Here is a 16,041-nt window from a genome sequence, read left to right as displayed (position 1 = left end):
GGTGCGGGGGTGCGGGGTGTGTGTCGGTTTGATGGGTTGATGGGTTGGTCTACGCGTGCTTGCGGGCGGTGCGGCGGCCTTGCCCGACGAAGACGCTCGCCAGGACGAGGACCAGTCCGCCCACCTGCCAGAGGGTGAGGGTCTGCCCTAGGAGGAGCAGTCCGGCGAGGGTGGCGACGACCGGGTTGGTGAGCCCGAGGAACGACACGGACGAGGCGGGCAGCCGCTCGATGCCGCGGAACCAGAGGGCGTACGCGATGGCGGTGCCGATGATGCCGAGGTAGGCGTACCCGGCGAGGTTGGCGCCGGTGAAGTGGTCGGGGAGGCCTTCGAAGCCGAGGGCGATGGGAGCCAACACGAGGCCGCCCGCGGTGAGTTGCCACCCGGTGAGGGCGAGCAGGGAGACACCTTCGGGCCGCCCCCAGCGCTTGCTGAGTACGACGGCGAGGGCCATCAGGGTGGTGGCGGTCAGCATGGCCACGATCCCCGCGAGGTCGATGGATGCGCTGCCGCGCAGGACGAGAAGCGCGACGCCGACGACTCCGACGAGCCCGGCGGCCAAGGTCCGGCGCGTGGGCCGCACCTTCAGCACGCCGACCCCGAAGCCGGCGACGAGCAGCGGCATGACGGCGCTGACGGTCGAGGCGACGCCGCCGGGAAGGTGGTAGGCGCCGAAGAAGAGGAGGGGGAAGAAGGCCCCGAAGTTGAGCAGCCCGAGAACCCCCGCCTTCCACCACCAGTCACCGCTGGGCAGCCGCCGGGTGAGGGCGAGCAGGATGAGCCCGGCGGGCAGCGCGCGCAGGGCCGCGGCGAGGAGGGGGCGGTCGGGGGGCAGGAGTTCGGTGGTCGTGACGTAGGTGGTGCCCCAGGTGGCGGGGCCGATGGCGGCGAGGCCCGCGGCGGCGAGGGCGCGGCTGCGCGGCGCGGGGCTGGGGCGGCCTTGGCTGGTCGGCTGGTGTGCGGTGCGGACGCGCGGGCTGCTGATGGACATGATGCGGCTCCCCCTCGGTTTCCCCTGAACGCTGTTATTCTCAACGTTGAGATAAATATGAACCCTGGGTCCGCGAACGTCAAGTATCTGAACATTGAGATATCTGGCCGGGGCGGGCCGCCGAGAGAGGAGTGCGGGAATGACCGACCCCGAGGTGGTGTCGACGGCGACGGCGACTGCGGCGGACGCCGACGCCATCGACGAGCTGCGCGCCCAGTGGCACCGCGAGCGCCCGGACATGGACGCGGCGGGCCTGGACGCGATGGCCCTGGTGGGCCGCATCAAACGGGCGGACCACCTGCTGAGCAAGGGAATGAAGCCGATCTTCGCCGAACACGGCCTGGAGTTCGCGGAGTTCGACGTCCTGGCGACACTGCGGAGGGTGGGCGCCCCCCACGAACTGACGGCGGGCGGCCTCCTGAAGTCGGCGATGGTGACGTCAGGCGCGATCACCAACCGCCTGGACAAGCTGGAACGCAAGGGCTTCATCGAACGCCACCCGGACCCGGCGGACCGCCGTGCGATCAAGGTCCGCCTGACGGAGGCGGGTCTGGATCTTGTCGACCGGGCGGTGGTGGATCACGTGGCGAACGAGGAGCGGATGGTGGCCGCTTTGTCGGCCGAGGACCGGCTGGCGCTGGATGGGGCGTTGCGGCGGTTGTTGGTTTCGTTGGGGGATACACATCTGGGGTGAGCCCGGGGGTGCGCGGGCCCCTGCTGGCCAAGTGTCCGGCGGCTTCGCGGATTCAAAGGGCGAAGAGGGCGAAGAGGCGTCATGGCCCATGCCTGTTGGTGAGGGTCGTGCAGCGCTGAGCGATCAATATGCGCCAACGGTAGCGAGGTGTGGACGCTATGCCCTTCTATGTCCCGCTGGTCATGACCCTCGACGTGACGTCGCCCTTCCCTCATCGATAGCTTGGTTCACTCCAGGGAACCCTCGTCTCATCAGGAGCTGACCGTGAATCGCCGACCCACCCTGCTCGCAGCGGCCACCCTTACTGCTGCCGCAGTTCTTTCGCTTTCTGCTTGCGGAGGAGGCGATGGCGACTCCAAGGAGAACGACAAGATCGCGGGTGCCGAGTCCGGCGAGAAGAGAGAGTCGCCGTCTCCGACAGCATCCGACGACGGGGTCGAGCGGCCGGAGATCAAGCTGCCGAAGGACGTGAAGTACGTCTTTGAGGGCGGCAAGACGGGGGACGCGAAGAAGGACGCGGTCCTCGCGGACAACGAGCGGCGCATCGCCTCGCTTGACGAGGCGATCACGGTCGATGCCGAGAAGCATCCGGCGCTGAAGTTCTATTCGTCGGGCGATGCGCTGCTGTCTGCTGCGGACTACGTTCAGGATTTCTACAAGAGGGGCAAGACCTTCGTCGGGACCACCCGGTATTACGACCGCGAGGTCACGTTCCTCAAGGGTGGCGCCGCCGTGGTGACGTATTGCGAGGACACGAGCAAGACGTACCCCAAGGATCGCAAGACCGGCAAGGTAGACAGGTCGATCCCGGGGTCCGAGCAGGACTACGGCTTCTACAACACCCGTCTGGAGAAGAACGAGGACGGCGTCTGGCAGACCACAAGCGTGTTGACCACGTCGGCGGCGAAGCGGTGCATGCCGTGACCCAGCGCAGGTTGAGCCGTCGGTTCGTGCCTCCTCTCGTGTTGATCGTCGCCATGGGGCCAAGCACCGCGTATGCCTCCGGTGGTAAGGGAACGCAGGTAACTGCTCCACAGGCCAAGGCCGGACGTCAGGACCAGAACCTCAGCGTCGAGACGAAGATTCAGACGACTGTCAACGGCGCTCGGGAAACCGCCAAGACGGGCACGCTCACACCCGCGAACAGCAACTGGGATCCACCTGCCTGCTGGTACGAGCCCGCCTACTCCCCGAAGCAGATCCAGGCCACGGTAAAAGCGATCCGGGGGATGAAGGTATTCGGGATCGGCGACGCCGTGGGTGGCGTGTTCGACATGTACTTCAAGGAAGGCCGCCCCTACAAGAACTACAACCTCGACAAGCAGGGTGAGGGACAGTTCTGGGCGGCGGCCGTCAACGAAAAGCGCAAGGACGACCCCGAGGCCAACTCCTGCAAGAGGATGCCCTTCTGGGTGCCCACGGGCGACACACCCAAGGAACCGCTCGCGGTCTCCCCCAAGATCCTCGCCGAGTACGCCTACGACGAACTGCCCGTCCCCAGCACCGAGATCACGATGGCACCCGAGGGAACGACGAAGGTCAATCTCCCGACCTGGGTCTGGCTGGACAAGGCGAAGTTCAAGAAGGTCTCCGTCACCGCGAGCATCCCGGGCTCGGGGCTTTCCGCGACGGCGACCGCTGAGCCCATGTCCCTCTCCATCAAGCCGGGAACAGCGGACGCTGAGACCTACCCCGCTTCGGGAGAGTGCCCCATCGAGGACGGCAAGATCGGCGAGCCCCGCGCCAAGGGCACTCCCGCGGACACGTTGCCGCCGTGCGGCGTGCAGTACCTGCGGTCCTCCGGTGACGACTCGTACAACCTCCAGGCAACCGTCACCTGGAAGATCAGCTGGACCAGCACCAACGGCGAGGGCGGCGACCTCCCCGAGGGCGAGTTCGGCGCGGATCAGCCGGTGGCAGTCGAGGAGATCCAGTCCGTCAACCGGTGAGCGCCCCCTGCCGAGAGGTGCAAAGCTGCGGTGGCTGCAGGAAAGTCGCGGTGGCGCGGGGTGGTTGGTGGCGTGTCAGCGGATTCGGTCTTGCACCTCGTCCCTCTCCGGCTGTCTCCTGTCGAGGTCTCTCCAAAGGGGGATCCCGCAGCTCCACCGAGATTCGCGATGGAGTAAGCCGCAGTGGCAGCACCGCGCACTCGCGGGACTGCCGCAGCGGCTGGCTGCGCTGGCTGATCCGCGGCATCGGTGCGGTAACCGTCACTCGTTGGTGAGTGTGCTGCAGATCGCCAGCGCAATCCCGAGACCGTCGACGGCGTCACCGATCGGACCAGCCGCGGCGCCTTCCCGGAGTGCATCGCGAAGATCGTCCGCTCGCAATGGGCCATCGAGAACCGGCTCCACTTCGTCCACGACACCACCTTCGCCGAGGACATCTCCAAGATCCGCGCCGGACAGGGGTCGGATATTATGGCCACCGTCCCGAGCATTGCAACACGCTGCGAGCCTGTCTTGACTGGCGCTCACGAGAGTTCGAAAGACTTGGAAACGCCTCACTCGTCCGACGCGTGGAGAACGGACTCTGAGTCCATACCGGCTTCGGAGATGAAATTCTCAAGGATCTCAGAAGAAGGGCGATCGCCGATCGCTGTCAAAATGTACCCGGGGTGCGGAGCGTTTTCTACTTCTCTGACCAAGGCTGTCAGTGTTCCATCCTCAAGAGAGAATGAAAACGTAAGCCACGGGCCGAGGTCGTCATAGGTCACCTCATGGGCCCCCCATGTGGACTCGATTGACTCTGTTGCAACGTCAAGCTGCGCAATGTATTTCTGCGGAGTCCCTTGGAATTGCACTGCAGGGATACGTTCCATAATCATCTCACTTGAGTTACGAAGACTGGGATGCGAGCAAAGTCTTCACCGTTGCTCTGGGCGTGTTGGACACCGGGCTGCTTGCCAAGTTCCCATCCCGCGTAGCCCGGAGGCGAGTTCTTCGCCGGCTTGGGGGCGACGGAGGTGTAGAACTCGAAGCTTCCTGGGCGGGCATTTTCGGGCAGCGGGCCTACGTGAGCCTGAACCATTTCGTCACCGCCGAAGCGTGATGTGCGGCCCCAAAGTTCCCCTGACTGGATCACCTGATCGGTGACTTCTCTGGTCTGTGTGGGTGAGGAAAGGCGATGGAAGGGGCCGTACAGGGTTGCTGGACTGCCCATGCCTGGGGGAGCCGGGTTCAACATTCGTGGAGGCTCGGCAGGGGCCGTGTCAGGCACCGCCGGAGAATCGGATGTCCTCCCGCCCCCGAAGAGTCCCTTTAGGCGCTCTCCTAGGGAAGGCTTGCAGCCTGCAAGCCCCAAGGGGTCAACCCAGGTGTGAGGGTTGTGTACGTAGGTTGATGGATTATCGGCGGGGCCGAGGCCCAGGGGATCTTGGGTTAGATAACGGGAAGTCTCTGGATCGTAGTGGCGGAAGTAGTTGTAGTGGAGTTCGGTTTCAGGGTCGAAGTACTGTCCAGGGAATCGCAGCGGTATGTACGTGCTGCTGTTTGTATTCCATGCGGTGGTCCCCCAAAGCGTACTTCGAGATCGCCACGCGATGTCACCGTTCTCATCTATCATTTCAGTCGGGGTTCCGACCAGGTCAGTGACGATAGAGAAGAAGCGTGAGTCTATTTCCTCTTGAGGGGTATCGGTGGCAATGCGCTCTGTCTGAGAAATCGGGGTATTTCCCTGATAGTCCCAAGTCAGCGTAATGGGGCGAGGTAGCGCAGGTGACACGCTGGTCTGCTCGCACATCGTTGTGCCATCCCAGATGAAAACCGTTTGCTCAATTATTGCCTCACCTTCAGGGGTGAGGCGCTGCTTCGCGATGCGACGCCCAAGAGGATCGTATCGATAGTGCCATCGAGTGCCATCCGGGGTGATGACGGACGCGAGTCGATCCTCTGTATCCCACTCGTAATGCCAGGTGTCTGGCTTACGGGATAGACGCGTCTTTTGGCGCAGGGTAGTGCGACCAAGCCTGTCGTGTTCATAACGTACGTTCCCGGCACGAGTGAGCTGGGTCCCTGTGTATACGCGCGGGCCGTTGGCCTCGTGCCCGGGGTGGGTGATGGGCGAATGGGAGTGAGTCTGGTTTCCGGACGCGTCGTACGCGTAGGCCTCATGCCAGTCTCGGGCATGGACCGCTGTCACTCTGCCCGCTGCATCCAGGTCGAACTGCTGAGGGCCGGACAGGTGGTCCATAATTCCGGTGAGGTTGCCGTCGGCACGGTAGCGATATGATCGGCGTTGAACGGTATTCCCGTCCACCGCTTTTATCGCTTGACTAGTGAGGCGTCCTGTCTCGTCGAAGGAATTGGACAGGGCGATGCCATTCCCAAAACGAAGTCCGAGCTGCTGGCCAGCAAGGTCGCGGTCGAAATCGATCGAGCGCCCCGAGGCGGTGAGGCGCGAAATCTGCCCCATCTCGTCGTACTGCCACATGCTGGTGGCTCCGCTGGGGGTGGTGCGGCTCGTGCGGCGACCAAACTCATCGTAGGTGTAGGCGATCGTGCGGTCGTCCACTGTCTCAGCAATAAGTTGCCCCAGACGATCGCGTTCCAGGACGATCGAGGAACCCTGGCTGTCGGCACGAGTCAGATTGCCGAGCAGGTCGTATTCGAACGTGGTGACAACCCCGGCAGATTCCTTGCGGATGATGTGCCCGAGTTCATCGTGCTCGAACCTGATGTCTTGTCCCAAATGATTAGCGCGGGACGTGATTTGCCCGGAAGCGTCACGTGTGTAGGTGACGGTGCGGTTGTCGAAGTCGGCCTCACCCACGAGATTTCCGGCAGCATCGTATATGTAATCCCACATCAACCCCTGAGGATTGATGACCTGGGTCAGCCGAAGGCTTGCGTCATGGGTGAACGCGTACCGAGCGTTGTCCGGCCCCGTGCGGGAAGCGAGCAGATCGAAGTGGGTGTACTCGAATCGGGTTACTTGGCCCAGCTGATCGGTATAGCTGGTGCAGTTGCCCTCACCGTCGTACGTCCATTCCTCGTGAGTGCTGTCTGCAGCAACGCGGTGCAGGAGCTGCCCTTCGGTCGACCAACCCAATTGCGTGGTCTGGCCCAGCATGTTGGTGATGACGATGGGACGGCCCAGCGCATCATGTTCCCAGGTGGTGACGCCACCGAATGGATTTGCAACCTCGGCGGGCAGGCCGGCCGGGGAGCAACGCACCTGCGTGGTGTGTCCCAGCAGATTGGTCACCGTGGCAGGGGATCCTGTAGCGGTGTAAGTGGTTCGAGCCGTGACACCTGCTGGGTCCGTCGTTGAGGTGCAATTTCCTCGCTCATCGTAGGTGTGCGACCAGGTCGTGCCGTCCGGCTGCTCAATGGCAGTGGGCAGGTTCAGATTGTTGTAGGTGACGCGCACGACTGCCCCATCAGGCCGCGTCACTTCGGTGGGCTGTCCCAGCTCGTTGTTGACGACGCGAGTGGTGTGGCCGACCTGGTCCGTCGTGGCACACACGTATTGGTTGTTGTCATACGCAGTCGTAAATATGCCGCCGAGTGGGTCCACTTCGGCAACCACCAGGCATCGGTCGTTGATGACGATGCGGGAAGCGGAGCCTTCGGAAGTCGTGACCTCAGTGATACGGCAGTCGGGCCATGCGGGGTCCGTAAGCTCATAGGCGAAGGAATTGGCGAGATGCCCGGCGGCGCCTCCCTGAGCGGTGCAGCGGTTCTGGGCATCGTAGGCGTACTCGTATCGACTGTGATTGGTGTCTTCCCACGAAGTGATGCGCATTTGCTCGTCGTAGGTGAACTTCAGGGAGAGCCCGGAGGAGTTGGTGACGGCGGTGAGGTCGCCATCGGTGTAGTCGTACTGTTTGACAGCCATGCGCGATCCGCCGCTTAGCGCCCCATCCATGGACAGCGCAGTCACTCGGCCATCGTTGACAGTGAGCTTGAGGGAGTAGCCGCCGCTGTGACGAATCGCGAGCGGAGTGCCCTCAGCGTCGTAATCGAAGTCGATGGTGTTGTGATTGCGATCGGACACGCGTGACAGAAGCGCCAAGCCTTCTGTGGGCGGGGCGAAGTGGCGGTTGTGGCCGATGACGGGGTTGGTGATGAGGTAGCCGCCGTTGTCGGCTTGGACCAAAGGCCAGCGTGGCCCGGACTCAGGTAGGACCGGGCTGCCCGGGCCTTCAGGATGCGGATAGGCCAAGAGCATGCCGTCTTCGGTGACGAAGACGATGCCCTGCTCATCGACCTCCAGGCGCTGGTCGATCGTGGAGGCCCAGGTGGGGCCGAACCACCAGCCGGTGCGGTAGCCAGAGGAATTACGGCGGATGAAGGCGAACGGCAGGGTGCCAGGCAGGCTGATGTCGGTGGCTTCGAGGAACATGTAGCCAGTGGCTGCATCTACCGGGTCACCGCACCCCTTGACCAGCGTCTTGAGTCGATCGTAGGAACCCTTTGCCACGCCATTCAGTGCCGAGCGTGCCGACTTGAGACCCTTGAGCCCGCTCTTGAGGCCTTTGAGGCCCTTGGCGAGGCCGCGGAGGGAGGTGAGGCCCTTCATGCCGGGGATGCAGTCCAGGGCGGCGAAGGCGACGTCGAGTAGGCCTGCTTCCCCGTTGGCGTATTTGTTGAGGGTGTCGGCGAGGACGACGAGGGCGGCGATGAGGACGATGGCGCCGAGGATGGGCCCGCCGATGATCATGGCGATGATGCCGAGGACGGCGACGACGACTTTGCAGACGGCGACGATGGTGTCCCAGTTGTCGGTGACCCAGTCCCCGACTTCCTCCCACCACTTGCGGTTCTGGATACCGGCGTCGGAGGCGTCTTCGAGTTTCTTCTTCGCCGTGCCTGCCGCGTCCTCGCGCATCTTGCGCGCGTCCTCGGCCATCTTCTTCGCGGCATCGAGGTTGGACTTCGCCGCCGAGACGTCGGACTTGGCGGCGCTCTGGGCCTTCTCGGCGGAGTTGGCGTTGCGGGTGGCGGCCTTGACCTTGTCCGGGTCGGGCTTGGGGACGTCTTTCCCGCTGTCCTTGTCGTCCTTGTACTTGTCGGCTTCCTTGCCCGCCTTGTCCATCCACGAGTCCGCGGAGGTCAGCCGGGTCTGCGCGGAGGACAGGTCACCCTGCGCTTCGCGGCCCTTGACCAGGGCCTTGTCGGCCAGGGCCTGGGCGCGCTCCAGTTCGGGCCAGTAGGTGGAGAGGGCGTCGCCCGCCATCTCGTAGCTCTTCTTGAGCTTCTTCAGCTTGCCGGGCGCATCCTCGAACTCCGAGGTGAACGATTCAGCGGTCTTGCCCGCCCAGGTGAGGATCGCGTCCTCACCCGCCATCCCCTTGATGTCCCGCAACACCTTCGAGACATCGTCGGCGAAATCGTGCAGGTTCTTGGCAAGGTTCCGGACCCGATGCGGATCTCCCGGTGTTGGATCCTTCTCCAGATCCAAGACATGCCAGTCCGCTGGACGTTGCGACACTGTTCAAATCCCCCACTTGTATAGCCTTGTTGAATCAGGGCGCACAGCTGTCAGTTGCCGCTCCGTGGTTGATGGACTGGATCTCCTGGATCTTGAGGTTCATCGTGTAGTCCTCGTCAACACAGCGGAAGAGGACGTCGAATCCTTCGTTGCCCATATGTACGTGGGGATCGAAGACGCGGACCCGTCCCTTGAGACCGAGATCCTTGTACGCCCTGACCCAGGCGGGGGCAGACTTGAGGGGGCGCCCGAGCTGTAGAACCTCAGCGCGCTGTCCTGTGGATCGGCCGCGATGATGGCGGCGTATTCTGCGCACAGCCGGTCTCTCCCATCATCCTGGATGGTCTGCGGCTTGGGATCGTTGTGCGTCCAGCCGGCGATGTCGACTTGGATGGGCTTCGGCAGCTTGATCTCCGTCCGCTTGGCCCCGTCCGGCTTCGCCGACGCGGCGGCGGTGTCCGAAGTGTCCATGTCTTCACCCCCGGTGCCCTTGATCTTGTCGGACGAGTCGTCACCGTTGTGGCCGGATCCGCATCCGGTCAGCAAGAGCGCGGCGCTTGCTGTGATCGGAACCGCAACGGGCGTCCGACTCCAACTGTGACGACGGCGCCTCAGAGCAACTGACGATACCTATGGTGCAAATGCTGTCATGCGAACGATCCGCCCTAGCCTGTAGGGCAATGAGTTGGCTGACATCGCCTACGGGCCCGCCCCACTGCGGTTGCGGTCCGTCCGTGTCGGGCGGCTTCGTGTCGGGGTGTGGGACAGCAGCCCCAAATCCCCCCTTCGACAAGCCTCCCGGTGCGTTCGGTGTGCCCGTGCCGGTGGGCTCCGACAGTGGGCGTGGCCTCTTCCTCGTACGGCAGTGCGCGGACGCCTGGGGGCGGTTGGCCGCTTGGGGATCAGCTGTTCGGCAGTGGGGGGAAGTTGTTGTGGGTCGAGGTGGGGGTGCCTGTGGGGTGCCCGGCCGACGTCGTTGCGTGACGTGCGGCCGCTGTCAGGTGGGCCAGTGTTGCCGTCAGTACCGGGTCGTTCTCGGCGCCCGTGCGGACCGCCGCGAAGACATGGCGGACCGGGGCGTCTCCCTCCGGGGCGCGCAGGGTCACGCCGGGGCGGTGCAGGGGCTGGACCAGGCGCGGTACGAGGGCCACACCTGCGCCCGCCTCCACCAGCGCCGCCAGTGACTGCCAGTCGTTCACCGCGTGGCGGATCTCCGGGGTGAAGCCGCCCGCCGCGCAGACGGAGCGCGTCACCGCCCCGCAGCAGCTTCGGGCGTCTCCGACGATCCAGGGGTCGGCGGCCAGTTCGCGCAGGGGGACTTGGGGGAGGTCGGCCAGGCGGTGTCCGGCCGGCAGTGCGATGTCCAGGATGTCTGTGAGCAGGGGCGTGCGGACGTATCTGCGGTCCGTGAACGGGGGCGCCGCCGCGAAGTCCACGGCCACCGCGATGTCGATGTCGCCCGCGTCCAGGCTCGTGAACAGGTCCGGCGGCTCAGACTCCACCACGGCGATGTCGATGTCGGGGTGTGTTTCGGAGAGACCTTTCAGTGCCGCGGGCAGCAGGCCCGAAATCGCGCTGGAGAAGCCGCCGATCGTGAGCGTGCCTCGTCGACCCTCGCCCCAGGCGGCCAACTCCGCTCGCGCACGCTCCAGTTGCGCGGCAATCACATCCGCGTGCTGGAGCACGACCCTCGCCTGGCCCGTGAGCCTCACGCCCCGCCCCTTCCGCTCGATCAGCGGGACGCCCAGCTCGCGGGCGAGGGCGGTGAGTTGCTGGGACACGGCGGACGGGGTCAGATGCATGGCCTCTGCCGTCTTCGCCAGGCTGCCTCTGCGGTCCAGTTCGCGCAGTGCGCTGAGGCGGCGCAGATCCATGGTGAAGGTCCCGCTTACCTGTTCCATCCAGAAACATTAACTGGACCTGATGGATTGATGGCGTCGAGCATTCCGTCATGACTTCCAGCACCGGTACAACCTCGGCCTCGGTCTCGTCTCGGGCCTCGCACTCCTCCTTTCTGATCCTCCACGGGTGGCAGAACCACCGGCCCGAAGGGCACTGGCAGCGCTGGCTCGCGGGCGAACTGACCGCTCGCGGCGGGCGCGTGGCCTATCCCCAGCTTCCGGCGCCGGACGATCCGCAACTGGAGACGTGGCTCGGGCAGCTCCACGACCTCCTTGCGCAGGAGGGCGAGGCCGGCGACGGGCGTGAACGCGTCATCGTCTGCCACAGCCTCGCCGTGCTGCTCTGGCTGCACGCCGTCGCCCGCGGCGGTGTCCGGGCCGACCGGGTGCTCCTGGTCGCGCCGCCGTCCTCCGAAGTCCTCGCCGGGTACGAGGAGGTGGCGGGGTTCGCGCCGCCGAAGGTCACCGCCGAGCAGGTCGCGGCTGCTGCGGGCGAGACCAGGCTCGTGGCCGCGGACGACGATCCGTACTGCCCGGGTGGCGCGGCCGGGGAGTACGGACTGCCGCTCGGCCTCGACACCGATGTCGTACCCGGCGGGGCTCATCTGGACCTGGACGCGGGCTACGGTCCTTGGCCGTCCGTCCTCGACTGGTGCCTCGACCCCAGGGTGCGGATGACCGCGCGTACGCCGTGAACGCGGCTCTGGCCGTCACTGGTGGCCCTTGTGCCCCCGATGCCGCGTGGTGGATGTTGGGGGTGGGCGGGGGCAGGGGGTTTCCGCTGGGCTCTGTGAAGGGCCGGACAGGGAGGGGATCCGAACCCATATGAAGGCGCCGCCGCCCGCCCAGCCCCACCCGGGCCCCTACGGCCAGCAACCCCAGCAGCCCTACGGCCAGCAACCCTTCGGTCAACCCGACCCCCAGTACGCCGGCTACCCGCCGCCCCCTCCGCCCGGTGGCGCCCCCGGCAAGAACAAGGTCGCCCTCATCGTCGGCTCCGTCGTCGTCATCGCCGCGCTCATCGGCGGCGGCATCTTCCTCGCCACCAGCGGCGACAGCGACGACGACCAGAAGCCGAAGGCCGACAAGAGCGCCTCGGCCGGTCCCTCCGCCTCCGAGTCCGATGCGTCCACGGAGGAGCCCACCGAAGCGCCCTCACCGGATCCCGCCACCGAGGACCCCCTCGACGATCCGACCGATGCCGATCCCGACGCCGATGCCGAACGGCCCGCCGGAGACACCGGCTACCAGGGCCAGTGGCAGAACGACGAGGCCAAGACCCTCACCGTCGGCGCCAAGCTCACCTCGGGGCAGGGCAAGGGCAAGCACTCGGTCTCGTACATCGACGCGGGTGGCGACGGGCTCTGCATGGGGCTCGGTCAGGAGCAGGGCGGCAACGGCTTCCGCATCGCCCTCAAGTGCGGCACCGGCGACGACGAGAAGTACATCTCGGCCGATCTCACCCAGGCCAACGACGAGGTGACCCTCAAGTGGGACAAGGGTGGCGGCAGTGACGTACTCCCGTGGGTGAACAAGGCCTGACCTGCGCAAAACCTCCGCCGACGCCTCCCCGCGAGGGGCCCTCACCGTCCGCCTGACCCCCAGGTGAGAGCGAAGTTCCCCGCCGGTCACCGCGTGCCACAGGACTGAAACCCGCCCTCTCTACCTTCGGGGCCATCAGTCGCCGGCTGTGGAGATGCGGAGGTCTGTCATGTGGATCCAACGGTGGGACCCGGAAGACGTGAAGTTCTGGGAGGAGGAGGGAGGCGAGCGGGTCGCCCGGCGGAATCTGGTGTTCTCGATCCTCTCGGAGCACATCGGGTTCTCCATCTGGACCCTGTGGTCCGTGATGGTGCTCTTCATGGGGCCCGAGTACGGGATCGATCCCGCCGGGAAGTTCTTCCTCGTGTCGATGGCCACCCTCGTCGGGGCCGTCGCCCGCGTCCCGTACACCTTCGCCGTCGCCCGCTTCGGCGGGCGCAACTGGACGATCATCGCGGCCGGCGTGCTCCTCGTACCGACCGTCGCGGCCTTCGTCGTCATGGAGCCCGGGACCTCCTACACCACCTTCATGGTGTGCGCCCTGCTCACCGGCGTCGGCGGCGGCAACTTCGCGTCCAGCATGACCAACATCAATTCCTTCTTCCCGCTCAGGAAGAAGGGGTGGGCGCTCGGGCTCAATGCGGGCGGCGGCAACATCGGCGTACCCGTCGTGCAGCTCGCCGGGCTCGCGGTCATCGGGGCCGGCGGCGGGCCGCGCGTGCTCCTGGGGATCTACATCCCCTTCATCTTCGTCTCCGCCCTCTGCGCCGCGCTCTTCATGGACAACCTCGCCACCGTGAAGAACGACACCGGCGCCGCGAAGGAGGCCGTCCGGGACGCCCATACCTGGATCATGGCCTTCCTGTACGTGGGGACCTTCGGGTCCTTCATCGGGTACAGCTTCGCGTTCGGGCTCGTGCTGCAGACCCAGTTCGGCCGTACGCCGCTCCAGGCCGCCGCCGTCACCTTCATCGGGCCGCTGCTCGGCTCGCTGATCCGGCCCGTGGGCGGGCGGCTCGCCGACCGGTTCGGCGGGGCCCGCATCACGCTGTGGAACTTCGTCGGGATGGGCGCGGCCACCGCCGTGGTCGTCGTCGCCTCCATGCGGGAGTCGCTCGCCCTCTTCGTCGCCGCCTTTGTCGTGCTCTTCGTGCTCACCGGGCTCGGCAACGGGTCCACGTACAAGATGATCCCCGGGATCTTCCAGGCCAAGGCCCTTCAGAAGGGGCTCGGCGGGGAGGCCGCCGCGGCCTACGGGCGGCGGCTGTCCGGGGCGTCCATGGGGCTCATCGGCGCCGTCGGCGCGCTCGGCGGGCTCGGGATCAATCTCGCCTTCCGGCAGTCCTTCCAGACCGTGGGGTCGGGGACCGGTGCCTTCGTCGCCTTCCTGGCCTTCTACGCGGCGTGCTTCTGCGTCACGTGGGCCGTATACCTTCGCCGCCCCGCGGCCGTCCCGGACTCCGGGCAGACCGAGGACGCGGAGACGAAGCCCCAGCTCACGTACGCGCAGGTGTGAGGAAGGGGCGGTCGTACGCTGGTGTAACACGTACGACATCGTGATGATCCGGGGTTGTCACGGGCTGTTGGCAGGCTCGTCCAACCCCGGACCACACAATCGCGCAGTACTAGCGGGACGAGAGCAGCTGCCATGCACGCGACCCCTCAGAACGGTCAGCAGAACGGTCACCAGAAGGTTCCCCTCGCCGGATTCACCGTCGGCGTCACCGCCGCCCGGCGCGCGGACGAGCTCGGTGCGCTGCTCCAGAGGCGTGGCGCCACCGTCCTGCACGCGCCCGCACTGCGCATCGTTCCGCTCGCCGACGACAGTGAACTCCTCTCGGCGACCAAGGAGTTGATCGACCACGCGCCCGATGTGGTGATCGCCACCACCGCGATCGGGTTCCGTGGGTGGGTCGAGGCCGCCGACGGGTGGGGGTTCGGCGACGCGCTGCTGCGGTGTCTGCGGGGGGTCGAGCTGCTCGCCCGCGGGCCCAAGGTCAAGGGCGCCATCCGTGCCGCCGGGCTCACCGAGGAGTGGTCGCCCTCCTCCGAGTCCATGGCGGAGGTGCTCGACCGGCTGCTCGGCGAAGGTGTCGAGGGCAAGCGCATCGCACTCCAGCTGCACGGCGAACCGCTGCCCGGCTTCGTCGAGTCGCTGCGCGCCGCGGGAGCGGAGGTCGTCGGCGTGCCCGTCTACCGGTGGATGCCGCCCGAGGACCTCGCGCCCGTCGACCGGCTCCTCGACGCCACCGTCGCCCGCGCCGTCGACGCGCTGACCTTCACCAGCGCGCCCGCCGCCGCGTCCTTCCTGGCCCGCGCCGAGGACCGCGGCATGGCCATCGAGCTCTTCGCCGCCCTCCAGCACGACGTCCTGACCGCCTGCGTGGGCCCGGTCACCGCGCTGCCGCTGCAGGCCCGCGGCGTCGACACGGTGCAGCCCGAACGCTTCCGGCTCGGCCCCCTCGTACAGACCCTGTGCCAGGAACTGCCCTCCCGCGCCCGTACGTTGCCCATCGCGGGGCACCGCGTCGAGATCCGCGGCCACGCCGTCCTGGTCGACGACGAGCTGCGGCCCGTCCCGCCCGCGGGGATGTCGCTGCTGCGGGCGCTCGCACGGCGCCCGGGGTGGGTGGTCTCCCGCGCCGAGCTCCTGCGTGCGCTGCCCGGCGCGGGGCGTGACGAGCACGCCGTGGAGACCGCGATGGCCAGGCTGCGTACGGCACTTGGGGCTCCGAAGCTCGTCCAGACGGTGGTCAAGCGGGGCTACCGGCTCGCGCTCGATCCGGCCGCCGGGTCGAAGTACTCCGACTGACGGGCCTTGGCGTCCCTGCCCCGCAGTACCAGCGCCCGCGCGAGCAGGCCGATCGCGACGGTGGAGAGCAGGGTCCGCACGACGTTCCAGGCCAGCCACGTGTCCTCGAACTTCTCGCGCACGGCCGCCGGATCGGAGATCTTCGCCGGGTCGCCCGCGTCCGCGAGCTCGTCGTTCAGCGGCACGTTCACGACCGACGTGATCGCGAAGGCCAGGAGGTAGACGACGAGCGCCGCGAGCACCCACCGGTACGAGCTCGTCCCGCGCAGCTGCCACGCCGAGACCGCCGTGAAGAGCAGCGCCCCGAAGAAGCTCGCGAAGAAGACCGGATTGTTGAACGCGTCGTTCATGTTCTGCATGACCTCGATGAAGACGCGGTCGTCGCTGCGCCCGAGGCCGGGCATGACGCCGCAGGCGAAGATGTAGAAGGTTCCGGAGATCAGGCCCATGGTCACGACGGCCGCCCCCAGAACGGCCCCGGCACTGCCCTGTCCCCGCTGGTTCGTCCCTCGGTTGTCTCTCATGGGTCCGAGTCAACCGGCCGGACGGGCCCCGGACCATGGTTCCGAAGCGCGCCCCCATAAGCGCGCGTCTCACGTCATGCGCGGTGGCAGGGGTTCCGCGCCCGCCCAAGGCGAGGCACTGTAAGGGGGAGCACTCACCGGTA

Annotated in this window: 13 protein-coding genes; 7 read left to right on the top strand and 6 right to left on the bottom strand. The window is 66.4% G+C overall.

The window, feature by feature from the left end:
• Nucleotides 1–49 precede the first annotated feature (49 nt).
• Nucleotides 50–991: an EamA family transporter gene (locus ABZ833_RS17745; RefSeq protein ID WP_361047299.1), complete on the bottom strand. Its 942-nt coding sequence runs from the start codon at nucleotides 989–991 to the stop codon at nucleotides 50–52.
• 139 nt (nucleotides 992–1,130) lie between these two features.
• Here ABZ833_RS17745 and ABZ833_RS17740 point away from each other — a divergent pair, with 139 nt between their 5' ends.
• From ABZ833_RS17740 to ABZ833_RS17730, 3 genes are all read left to right on the top strand, one after another.
• Nucleotides 1,131–1,685: a MarR family transcriptional regulator gene (locus ABZ833_RS17740; RefSeq protein WP_361047296.1), complete on the top strand. Its 555-nt coding sequence runs from the start codon at nucleotides 1,131–1,133 to the stop codon at nucleotides 1,683–1,685.
• A 264-nt stretch (nucleotides 1,686–1,949) separates the two neighbouring features.
• A complete protein-coding gene (locus ABZ833_RS17735; protein ID WP_361047294.1) occupies nucleotides 1,950–2,609 on the top strand; it encodes a hypothetical protein in 660 nt (219 codons plus the stop codon).
• A 305-nt stretch (nucleotides 2,610–2,914) separates the two neighbouring features.
• Nucleotides 2,915–3,634: a hypothetical protein gene (locus ABZ833_RS17730; protein ID WP_361047292.1), complete on the top strand. Its 720-nt coding sequence runs from the start codon at nucleotides 2,915–2,917 to the stop codon at nucleotides 3,632–3,634.
• 261 nt (nucleotides 3,635–3,895) lie between these two features.
• Here ABZ833_RS17730 and ABZ833_RS17725 read toward each other — a convergent pair whose 3' ends face one another.
• The 4 genes from ABZ833_RS17725 to ABZ833_RS17710 all read right to left on the bottom strand — a co-directional run bounded on the left by ABZ833_RS17725 (nucleotide 3,896) and on the right by ABZ833_RS17710 (nucleotide 11,020).
• Nucleotides 3,896–4,048, bottom strand: coding sequence for a hypothetical protein (locus ABZ833_RS17725; protein WP_361047289.1), 153 nt, complete (start codon nucleotides 4,046–4,048; stop codon nucleotides 3,896–3,898).
• A gap of 460 nt (nucleotides 4,049–4,508) precedes the next feature.
• Nucleotides 4,509–9,089 (bottom strand): DUF6531 domain-containing protein, encoded by a 4,581-nt coding sequence (locus ABZ833_RS17720; RefSeq protein ID WP_361047287.1) that lies wholly within the window; start codon nucleotides 9,087–9,089, stop codon nucleotides 4,509–4,511.
• Nucleotides 9,090–9,153: 64 nt separating this feature from the next.
• Nucleotides 9,154–9,276, bottom strand: a complete 123-nt coding sequence (locus ABZ833_RS17715; RefSeq protein WP_361047285.1) for a hypothetical protein — start codon at nucleotides 9,274–9,276, stop codon at nucleotides 9,154–9,156.
• A 745-nt stretch (nucleotides 9,277–10,021) separates the two neighbouring features.
• A complete protein-coding gene (locus ABZ833_RS17710; protein ID WP_361047283.1) occupies nucleotides 10,022–11,020 on the bottom strand; it encodes a LysR family transcriptional regulator in 999 nt (332 codons plus the stop codon).
• A 50-nt stretch (nucleotides 11,021–11,070) separates the two neighbouring features.
• Here ABZ833_RS17710 and ABZ833_RS17705 point away from each other — a divergent pair, with 50 nt between their 5' ends.
• The 4 genes from ABZ833_RS17705 (at nucleotide 11,071) to ABZ833_RS17690 (ending at nucleotide 15,374) form a co-directional block, all read left to right on the top strand.
• Nucleotides 11,071–11,715 (top strand): alpha/beta hydrolase, encoded by a 645-nt coding sequence (locus ABZ833_RS17705; protein WP_361047281.1) that lies wholly within the window; start codon nucleotides 11,071–11,073, stop codon nucleotides 11,713–11,715.
• A gap of 130 nt (nucleotides 11,716–11,845) precedes the next feature.
• Nucleotides 11,846–12,562, top strand: coding sequence for a hypothetical protein (locus ABZ833_RS17700; RefSeq protein WP_361047279.1), 717 nt, complete (start codon nucleotides 11,846–11,848; stop codon nucleotides 12,560–12,562).
• 169 nt (nucleotides 12,563–12,731) lie between these two features.
• Nucleotides 12,732–14,078, top strand: a complete 1,347-nt coding sequence (locus tag ABZ833_RS17695) for a nitrate/nitrite transporter (RefSeq protein ID WP_361047277.1) — start codon at nucleotides 12,732–12,734, stop codon at nucleotides 14,076–14,078.
• Nucleotides 14,079–14,210: 132 nt separating this feature from the next.
• Entirely contained in the window at nucleotides 14,211–15,374 is a 1,164-nt protein-coding gene (locus ABZ833_RS17690; protein ID WP_361047274.1) for a uroporphyrinogen-III synthase, read from the top strand.
• Here ABZ833_RS17690 and ABZ833_RS17685 read toward each other — a convergent pair.
• Nucleotides 15,326–15,898, bottom strand: coding sequence for an anthrone oxygenase family protein (locus ABZ833_RS17685; protein ID WP_361047271.1), 573 nt, complete (start codon nucleotides 15,896–15,898; stop codon nucleotides 15,326–15,328). The genes ABZ833_RS17690 and ABZ833_RS17685 overlap by 49 nt on opposite strands.
• Nucleotides 15,899–16,041: the final 143 nt, after the last annotated feature.

This window comes from Streptomyces sp. NPDC047525 (genome assembly GCF_040643025.1).
Lineage (GTDB): Bacteria > Actinomycetota > Actinomycetes > Streptomycetales > Streptomycetaceae > Streptomyces > Streptomyces durmitorensis.
This window is presented reverse-complemented; position numbering and strand designations above follow the sequence as displayed.

Bases quoted from the DNA above. Each gene is read 5' to 3' on its own strand.
- ABZ833_RS17745 (WP_361047299.1), bottom strand. From the start codon at position 991: ATGTCCATCAGCAGCCCGCGCGTCCGCACCGCACACCAGCCGACCAGC.
- ABZ833_RS17740 (WP_361047296.1), top strand. From the start codon at position 1,131: ATGACCGACCCCGAGGTGGTGTCGACGGCGACGGCGACTGCGGCGGAC.
- ABZ833_RS17730 (WP_361047292.1), top strand. From the start codon at position 2,915: ATGAAGGTATTCGGGATCGGCGACGCCGTGGGTGGCGTGTTCGACATG.
- ABZ833_RS17715 (WP_361047285.1), bottom strand. From the start codon at position 9,276: ATGGGCAACGAAGGATTCGACGTCCTCTTCCGCTGTGTTGACGAGGAC.
- ABZ833_RS17710 (WP_361047283.1), bottom strand. From the start codon at position 11,020: ATGGAACAGGTAAGCGGGACCTTCACCATGGATCTGCGCCGCCTCAGC.
- ABZ833_RS17705 (WP_361047281.1), top strand. From the start codon at position 11,071: ATGACTTCCAGCACCGGTACAACCTCGGCCTCGGTCTCGTCTCGGGCC.
- ABZ833_RS17700 (WP_361047279.1), top strand. From the start codon at position 11,846: ATGAAGGCGCCGCCGCCCGCCCAGCCCCACCCGGGCCCCTACGGCCAG.
- ABZ833_RS17695 (WP_361047277.1), top strand. From the start codon at position 12,732: ATGTGGATCCAACGGTGGGACCCGGAAGACGTGAAGTTCTGGGAGGAG.
- ABZ833_RS17690 (WP_361047274.1), top strand. From the start codon at position 14,211: ATGCACGCGACCCCTCAGAACGGTCAGCAGAACGGTCACCAGAAGGTT.
- ABZ833_RS17685 (WP_361047271.1), bottom strand. From the start codon at position 15,898: ATGAGAGACAACCGAGGGACGAACCAGCGGGGACAGGGCAGTGCCGGG.